Below are 8037 nucleotides of genomic sequence, written 5' to 3'. Positions count from 1 at the left end.
TGGCAGCACGGCTCCCCGCCCCAGCACCGCGCGCCCGAGGGCCGCACGACCCTCACCCGCGTGCTGCGCGCGTGGTGGGCCGGCCGGCTTCGCCGCCTCGTGCCGCGCGGCGTGCCGTGGACGGCCGTGGTGCTCGCCGCCGTGCTGCTCGCCGCGTGGGTGCTGTTCGCCGACATCCTGCTCACCCCCGGCGTCGTCATGCCGTTCCCCGGGGAGGTGCCCAGCCGCGACTGGGCGCACGACGTCGTCGGATGGTTCGCGCTGCAGATCACCTTCGGGCTCGGCTTCGCGTCGGCGACGATGCTGCTGCAGGTCGGCAAGCCCTGGTGGCGGTGGGCGTCGGTGGCGCTCACGGTCGTCTCGACCGCCGTCACGTTGAGCATGGTCACGAGTGGACCTGGCCAGGGGCTGGGGTGGATCGCCGGCGTCGCCGCGACGGGGCTGCTCGCGGCGACCTTCGCCGTGCTCGCGGCGCTGCTGCCCTCGCCGCGCGTGCACCTCGCCGTGGGGGCTGCCTTCACGCTCGCGCTCCAATGGGGCCTCGTGACGTGGGTGGGGATGATCGAGCCGACGCAGTGGGTCTTCCTCACGACGTGGACGAACCTCGCGTTCCCCGTGCTCGTCATCATCTTCGCCATCGCCGTGCTCGCCGTGGCCGTGTACGCGCAGCAGGTGCATGCGCGTGCCGACCGCGTCGGCAGGCGCATCCTGCTGGCGAGCTGGGTGCCCATCGTCGCGACCTCGCTCGCGCTGGCCGTCGTGCTGCTGCGCATGGGTCCGCTCTCGACGCTCTTCGGCGAGCTCGACGCGAACCTGTGGGGATTCGGGCCGCCGGCGTCATGGCCGCACGCCGTGCTCGTGGGTGCCCTCATCGTCTGGCTCGTCGCGCGCTCCGATCGGCGACCGCTGCGCTCGCGCGGGCACGTGCTCGTCATCGTCGTGCTCTCGGTCATGGCGGGGATGGCGATCGTGTCGTTCCTCATCGTGTACCTCGTGTCTGCGGTCGCGGGGGCGTCGATCGACCAGGCGGACGCGTTCGCGAACCTGCTGCTGACGAACGGCAACATGGCGGGGCTCGTCGTGGTGGTCGTGCTGCTGGTGCCGCTGCTCGTGCCCTGGTTCCGCCGGTCGACCGGACGCGTCGGCGCGCTCGTCGCGGTCGCGGTCGCCGTGCCGCTGCAGCTGTGGCTCATCGCCTCGCTCGACCTCGACCTGCCGTGGCCACGCTTCGCGGCGTCGCCGTCGCAGGTCGCCCTCGTCATCCTCGTCGCCGTGCTCGCGCTCGCGATCTGGGGTGCGGCTCGCCGCCGCGACGTCGTCGACCGGCACCTGCTGCTGCGTCTCGCGCTCGTGCCCGTGCTCACGATGCACGCCGGCCAGCTGCTGCCCGGCGTGTGGAAGGACGACTTCGAGCAGGCCCTCGTCGTCGTGCTGAGCCTCGCGGGCCTGCTGCTGCTCGGCGTGCCGCGCACCGGCACGAAGGAGGGCGATGCGCGCGCGATCGTCGTGCCGTTCGCGGTGCAGATGGCGGTGCTCGGATCGGTGATCGTGTCGCGCACCATGGGGCAGCTCATGGACGACGAGTCGACGACGATCTCGGTGCTGTACCTCACCCTCCCCGTCGCGACGGTGCTGTGCTGCCGGCTCGAGGACGCCTCGGATGCGTGGAGAGGCCAGGCGTCGGCGACCGTCGACCTGCCGACGATGCGGCGTGCGCGGCAGCAGCCCGGGCCCGTCGTCGTCCCTACGGGTCAGCGGGTGCAGGGTGCCGGATGGGGCGGGCCGGGGTGGCAGCCGCAGCCGCCGCCCACGCAGGGCTGGCCGGCATCGCAACCGCAGCAGCCGCCCGCCCAGGGGTGGCAGCCGCCGACCCAACCGCCCTCCGCGCGACCGCACCCACCGTGACGAACCGCGACAGCCGGCCTCGCCGCGCGCGCCCGCCGCGACCTACGGTCGAGGCCATGAGCATCCCCACCACCACCGCCGGCAGCCTGCCCCGCACGCCGCAGCTGCTCGAGGCCAACCGCGCCCGCACGCTCTCCGACGACGGGTTCACGTTCGAGGCATCCGGCGAGCACGAGGATGCGGTCGCACAGGCCGTCGTCGACGTGGTCGCGAGGCAGCGCGACGCGGGCATCACGCTCGTCGGCGACGGCGAGTACGGCCACACGATGCGGGCCGCGATCGACTACGGCGCGTGGTGGACGTACTCGTTCCAGCGCTACTCGGGGCTGTCGCTCACCGACACCGACTTCTTCACGCCCGACCCCGTGCTGTCGAGCCCCGGCGACGTGCGCCTCACGGCGTTCCTCGACCGCCGCGACTTCACGGCGTTCGCAGAGGCGTACGCCGACCCGTCGGCCGGCATCGGCACGGGCGAGCAGGCGACGGCGTTCCCGACGACGACCGATGCGATCCGCTTCACGGGCAAGGCGCAGGTCGACGCCGACATCCGCAACCTGAAGGCCGCGCTGCAGCCGGGGGAGCAGGGCTTCCTCACGGCCATCTCGCCGGGCAGCGCAGCACGCGTCGGCAACCGCTTCTACGCGAACGACGAGGAGCACATCTTCGCGTGGGCCGACGCCGTGCGCGAGGAGTACAAGGCGATCACCGACGCGGGCCTCGTCGTGCAGATCGACGACCCGTCGCTCGCCGAGAACTTCGACCAGATCCGCCCGGAGCCGTCCGTGGAGGACTACCAGCGCTTCACGCGCATCCGCATCGAGGCGCTCAACCACGCCATCGCGGGCCTGCCGAAGGAGCTCGTGCGCCTGCACCTGTGCTGGGGCTCGTGGCACGGACCCCACACGACCGACATCGAGCTTCGGCACATCCTGCCGGTCGTGCTCGACGCGAACGTGGGGTCGCTGTCGTTCGAGGCGGCGAACGTGCGCCACGAGCACGAGTGGACGGTGTGGAGCGAGCTGGGCGACGCCGTGCCCGACGATCTCGTGCTGACGCCCGGCATCGTGAGCCATGCGACGAACGTCGTCGAGCATCCGGACCTCGTGGCGCAGCGCATCCAGCGCTTCGTGGACGCCGTCGGCTCGGATCGCGTCATCGCATCGACCGACTGCGGCCTCGGCGGGCGCGTGCACCAGCAGATCGCGTGGGCGAAGCTCGCCTCGCTCGGCGAGGGTGCGCGGCGGGTGCGCGGCTGAGGCATCCGACGCGTCTCGCAGCGACGCTGGCACCTGCTCGCAGCGGGTCTCGCCCGCGATGCGGGCCGGGCCGAGATGCGGCGGTCGCGGTCGCAGAGGTACGGTCGCGTCAGAGGAGGCCTGACGCCAGGAGGTCGGGATGCGCATGTACGCATGGCAGCGGGTGGACGAGTCGGTGGGGCACAGCGTCGCGAGGGTGTCGGCGATCGAGGGCGGCCGCAGGTATCAGGGCTCGGAGGTGCTCGCGTCGCCGCAGCCCGTCTCGTGCACCTTCACGGTCGACGTCACGGCGCAGTCGCGGCCGCAGCGTGCGATCGTGCGCGCGTTCTCGGCGGCCGGATCGCGCGTCGTCGAGCTCACGACCGACGGGTGGCGGTGGACGGTCGACGGACGGCACCGGCCCGAGCTCGACGGCGTCACCGACCTCGACGTCGCCGCGACGCCGCTGACGAACACCATCCCCATCCGCCGCCTCGGGCATCTCGCGGTCGGCGAGGAGGCGGTGATGGACGTCGCGTGGATCGACGTGCCATCGCTGGCGGTGCACCGCGTGCAGCAGGTCTACGCGCGGCTCGAGCCTCGAGGCGGCCTCGACGCGTGGCGGTACGCGGACGCCGCGCACGGCGGCTTCGAGCTCACGGTCGACGCCGACGGCGTCGTGGTGGACTACGAGGGGTTCGCGACGCGCGTCGCGCCGACCTCCGACCGCCCTCGGGGGTAGGTGGCGGCGACGCGGCGCGACGGTGCGACCGCAGACGCCGTGCCTGCGCGCGAGGTGACGCTGAGCGGCATGGCGGCTGCACATGGCAGGTGCCGATCCGCTGAGCGTCACCTCGCGCGGCGCTCGCCGCGAGGCGACAGCCGGCGGTCGCTCGGCTGGCAGGCCACGCCAACCGCGCCCGCCTCACCCGATGAGGTGCGCGCGGGGCTCGTCGGCGTCGAAGCCGTCGCGCCGCCAGCGGATGCCGTCGCGCGCGATCCCCACCATCGCGCCGTCGTCGAGCGGCTGGTAGCTGCTCGTCGTGCGTCGGACGACGGCGACGTCGCTGGCGAGCAGCACGCCGTCGTCGCTCCTCGCCACGACGAGCGGCACGCCGTGCGCGGAGGCCGCGAGCTCGCCGGTGCGCGCATCGAGCACCACGTGGGCCCAGGATCCATCGAGCCGCCGTTGCGCGCGTTCGAGCGCGTGCAGCAGCGTGCCGTCCGTCTCGAGCGCGACCTCGACGAGATGGGCGACGACCTCCGAGTCGGCGTCCGACAGGAACACGTGCCCGTCGTCCTCGAGCTCGCGGCGCAGCCGGTCTGCATTGCGCACGATGCCCTCGGAGGCGATGACGACGCGGTCGGTGCAGTCGACGAGCGGGTGCGCGTTGCGTTCGCGCACGCGTCCGCCTCCGCCGGTGCTGGTGTGGCCGATGCCGATCCTCCCGCCGGTGCCTCCCCGGCGTCCGAGGCTGCTGACCGAGCCGAGCGCGAGCATGCGTCGGCCGAGCTGGCTGTCGGGGTCGACGGCTCGTGCGATGGTGACGTCGTCGGTGTCGTGCCAGATCGCGATGCCCGCGGAGTCGTAGCCGTGCTGCTCGAGCAGGCCGAGCGCATCGAACAGCCGCCACGCGGCCGGGTGGCTGCCGGCGTAGGCGACGATGCCGCTCATGCGTGCGTCGCCGCGGTCGTCCGTGCGGGTCCGCGCCACGTCGAGGCGGCGGGGGCGCCATGGCGCGTCGTGCTCATCGGTCCTCCGGACTGCGCGTGCAGTCGGTCGGCGTGCGCTGACGCGATCGTGACTGCGTGGCGTTCGTGGCCACGGGGTCCGGGTGGCGATGCGCATCCAGAGTGCGACTGCTGAGGACGCCTCGTCAAGGGTCTCCGTCGCGCTCGACCCGCCCGGCGTGGCGCACGCGGGTGCGACGTTCCTCGCCGGAACGACACCGGAGAGGCACGGCTAGGGTCGACAGCAGCGATACTCGCGTCGGATCGCCCGACCTGCCCGGCATCGTTCCGAGAGGCGAGCGATGACGAACGTCGTGGATGATCCGAGGGCGCTGTGCGCACCGTACGTCGACGCGACGGGCCTCGACGGCGCGTCGATCACGTCCTTCGGAGCGACCGCCGGCGCCGAGACGATCGCGGCGTCGAATGCGACGGCTGCCCGCATCGACGAGCTGCAGCTCGACCTCGGCGTCGGCCCCGCATGGGATGCCGTGCGACGACAGACGGTGCAGCACGCGCCTCGCCTCGACGGCGACGAGCGGTGGCCGATGCTGCGCGACGCTGCCCTGCCGCTCGGCGTCGGCGCGCTGCACGCCTTCCCGGTCGCGTTCGGCGGCGTCAGCATCGGGGCGGTCACGACGTATGCGGCGCTGGCTGGAGACCTCGACGCGCTGGTCGTCGACGTGCTCGTCGCGCAGACGCGCGTCACGGCGATGCTGCTCATGTCGGAGGCGGTCTCGGAGGCGGGCAGGGAGGTGAGCGCGAACCCGCGCTCGCGGCGCATCGTGCACCAGGCGACCGGCATGGTGCTCGCCCGCTTCGGGCTGCCGCCTGCGGATGCGCTGTCGCTGCTGCAGGCGCACGCGTTCTCGCTCGGGCTTCCCGTCGCCCAGGTTGCCGCCGATATCGTTGCGGGACGATCGCGCTTCCTCGATCCGGAAGACACAGCCATCGAGGCGGGCGGAGAGGATTCGAGATGACTGCGCGCAGCCGCGAGCGAGAGCTCCTGGACACGTTCGTGAAGCTCTCCGACACGCTCGTGGCCGACTACGACGTCGTCGAGCTCATGCAGCTGCTCGTCGATCGCAGCGCCGCGCTGTTCGATGCCGTCTCCGCCGGCGTGCTGCTGGCCGACGCGTCCGGCCGCGTCGAGGTGCTCGCGTCGACCGACGAGGACGCGCGGCTCATCGACCTCATGCAGCTGGGGCAGGATGCCGGTCCGTGCGTCGAGGCGCTGCGCACGGGCGAGGTCGTCGCCGTGCCCGACGTCGCCGCGGTCGCGTCGGCGTGGTCGGGGTTCCGCGAGCAGGCGCTCGCGCTCGGCATCCACGCATCCTGCTCGGTGCCGATGCGGCTGCGCGGCACGACGATCGGGTCGCTCAACCTGTTTCGGGCGCAGCGGGGCGAGTTCGACGCCGACGATCTCGCGGTGGTGCGTGCGTTCACCGACGTGGCGACGATCGGCGTGCTGCATCAGTGGGCGCAGACCGAGGGCGACGTCGTCCGCGAGCAGCTGTCGCGTGCGCTCGACAGCCGGGTCGCGATCGAGCAGGCGAAGGGCGTCATCGCCTTCAGCCACGGCATCGACGTCGAGCTCGCGTTCGACCGGCTCCGCAGGCATGCCAGGTCGACGAGGGCGACGCTCACCGAGGTCGCCCGTGGCGTCGTGGCGGGCGAGATCGTCGTCGCCGCTGCCGGCGTCGAGCCGTGAGCCTCGCCGCGCACCCACCCGCTCCCGACCGATCGCTCGCACGCCCCGCTTGACCGTGCCCTGAGGGCACGGTGTGCACTGGGGTCATGAGCGACACCGCACTCGCACCGACGACCCCCATCGCGCGCCCCGGCGTGCCCGAGATCGTCGCAGGCGCCATCGCGTTCCTGCTCGGGCTCGGCGGCACCTTCCTGCTGTTCACGCTCGTGCCGATGGAGGGCGTGGGAGCCGGCCTGCTGCAGTACGCCATCTCGGGCACGCTCGGCCTCCTCGGCTTCGCCGCCGCGTACGTCGTGCGCATCCGCCGCCTCGACGTGCTCGGGGTGCGCACGGCGTCTGGGCGCTGGCTCGCGCTCGGTGCAGCCGGGGGCGTGGTCACGTTCGGCCTCGGCCTCGCCGTGGGCGTCGTGATGAGCCTGGTCATGGAGGCGCCGCCGGAGAACATCCAGTCGGACTACCAGGCGGCTGCCGCCGGTGGGGCGCTCGCGTTCGTCGCGACGCTGCTGCTGGGATCGGTGCTCACGCCGCTCGGCGAGGAGGCGTTCTTCCGCGGCGTCGTCGCGAACGCGCTCGGTCGGTTCTCCGTGTGGGTCTCGGTGCCCGTCAGCGCCGCCCTGTTCGCGATCGCGCACGGCGTCAACGCGGTGCTGCCGACCGCGTTCATCGTCGGCATCGTCACGGCGCTGCTGTTCCGGCGTACCGGATCGATCTGGCCCGGCTTCCTCACGCACCTCGTGCACAACACGCTCGCGACGCTGTTCCCGCTCGTGCTGGGCGTGCTGCTCGAATGACGCGCAGCCTCGCGCTCGTCAAGGGCAGTACGGTCGGATCATGACCGAGCGCACCACGTACATCCTCGTCGACGGCGAGAACATCGATGCGACGCTCGGCCAGTCGGTGCTGGGGCGCCGCCCCGACCCGCACGAGCGTCCGCGCTGGAACGTGGTGCTCGACCATGCCGAGCAGGCGTGGCAGCAGCCCGTGAAGGGCCTGTTCTTCCTGGCGGTGCAGGAGACGCTGCCGATGTCGTTCGTGCAGGCGCTGCTCGCGATGGGCTACACGCCCGTGCCGCTGCAGGGCGACGGCAAGGTCGTCGACATCGCCATCCAGCGCACCGCCGACGCGCTGCGCACGCGCGACGCCGACGTGATGCTCGTCAGCCACGACAGCGACTTCGCCCCGCAGATGACGGCCCTCGCCGACGGCTCGCGCCGCGTCGGCATCGTGGGCTTCGCGGAGTTCATGGCCTCGAGCCTGCGCGCGGTGCCCGGCGTCGAGTCGTTCGACCTCGAGTACGACGTGCTCGCGTTCCGCTCGCGGCTGCCTCGTGTGCGCATCATCCCGATCGACGAGTTCGACCCGCAGCTCTTCCTCTGACCCGTCGGCCCGGCGCGCTCCGGGCGCAGCCTCCGAGCATCGGAGGATCTCGGCCGCTTCGGAGGTGAGAAGCGGCCG

8 protein-coding genes are annotated in these 8037 nt (G+C 72.6%); 7 read left to right on the top strand and 1 reads right to left on the bottom strand.

Annotated features, from left to right (window positions below):
- The 3 genes from ACZ6H8_RS08605 to ACZ6H8_RS08595 all read left to right on the top strand — a co-directional run.
- On the top strand, positions 1-1905 hold a 1905-nt coding region (locus ACZ6H8_RS08605; RefSeq protein WP_464146356.1), incomplete at its 5' end, for a hypothetical protein.
- A gap of 56 nt (positions 1906-1961) precedes the next feature.
- On the top strand, positions 1962-3161 hold the full coding sequence (locus ACZ6H8_RS08600; protein WP_464146355.1) for a cobalamin-independent methionine synthase II family protein: 1200 nt from the start codon (positions 1962-1964) through the stop codon (positions 3159-3161).
- Between the two features lie 139 nt (positions 3162-3300).
- The gene (locus ACZ6H8_RS08595) at positions 3301-3882 is read left to right on the top strand and encodes a putative glycolipid-binding domain-containing protein (RefSeq protein ID WP_464146354.1); all 582 of its coding nucleotides are present in this window, start codon (positions 3301-3303) and stop codon (positions 3880-3882) included.
- Between the two features lie 183 nt (positions 3883-4065).
- Here the strand turns inward: ACZ6H8_RS08595 and ACZ6H8_RS08590 are convergent, their stop codons facing one another.
- Entirely contained in the window at positions 4066-4815 is a 750-nt protein-coding gene (locus ACZ6H8_RS08590; RefSeq protein ID WP_464146353.1) for a class II glutamine amidotransferase domain-containing protein, read from the bottom strand.
- Between the two features lie 358 nt (positions 4816-5173).
- Between ACZ6H8_RS08590 and ACZ6H8_RS08585 the strand changes: the two genes are divergently transcribed.
- From ACZ6H8_RS08585 to ACZ6H8_RS08570, 4 genes are all read left to right on the top strand, one after another.
- Complete coding sequence (locus ACZ6H8_RS08585) at positions 5174-5851, top strand: ANTAR domain-containing protein (protein ID WP_464146352.1); 678 nt, start codon at positions 5174-5176, stop codon at positions 5849-5851.
- Positions 5848-6582 carry a GAF and ANTAR domain-containing protein gene (locus ACZ6H8_RS08580; RefSeq protein ID WP_464146351.1) on the top strand — a complete coding sequence of 245 codons (735 nt, stop codon included), beginning with the start codon at positions 5848-5850 and terminating at the stop codon, positions 6580-6582. Before ACZ6H8_RS08585 ends, ACZ6H8_RS08580 begins: the two co-directional genes overlap by 4 nt.
- Positions 6583-6668: 86 nt before the next feature.
- Positions 6669-7373 carry a lysostaphin resistance A-like protein gene (locus ACZ6H8_RS08575; RefSeq protein WP_464146350.1) on the top strand — a complete coding sequence of 235 codons (705 nt, stop codon included), beginning with the start codon at positions 6669-6671 and terminating at the stop codon, positions 7371-7373.
- Positions 7374-7413: 40 nt separating this feature from the next.
- A complete protein-coding gene (locus tag ACZ6H8_RS08570) occupies positions 7414-7959 on the top strand; it encodes an NYN domain-containing protein (RefSeq protein WP_464146349.1) in 546 nt (181 codons plus the stop codon).
- The last annotated feature ends 78 nt before the right edge of the window (positions 7960-8037 follow it).

It is taken from the genome of Agrococcus sp. AC640b (assembly GCF_979255995.1).
The sequence above is the reverse complement of the archived record's forward strand: the minus strand, read 5'-3'. Positions and strand labels throughout refer to the sequence as shown.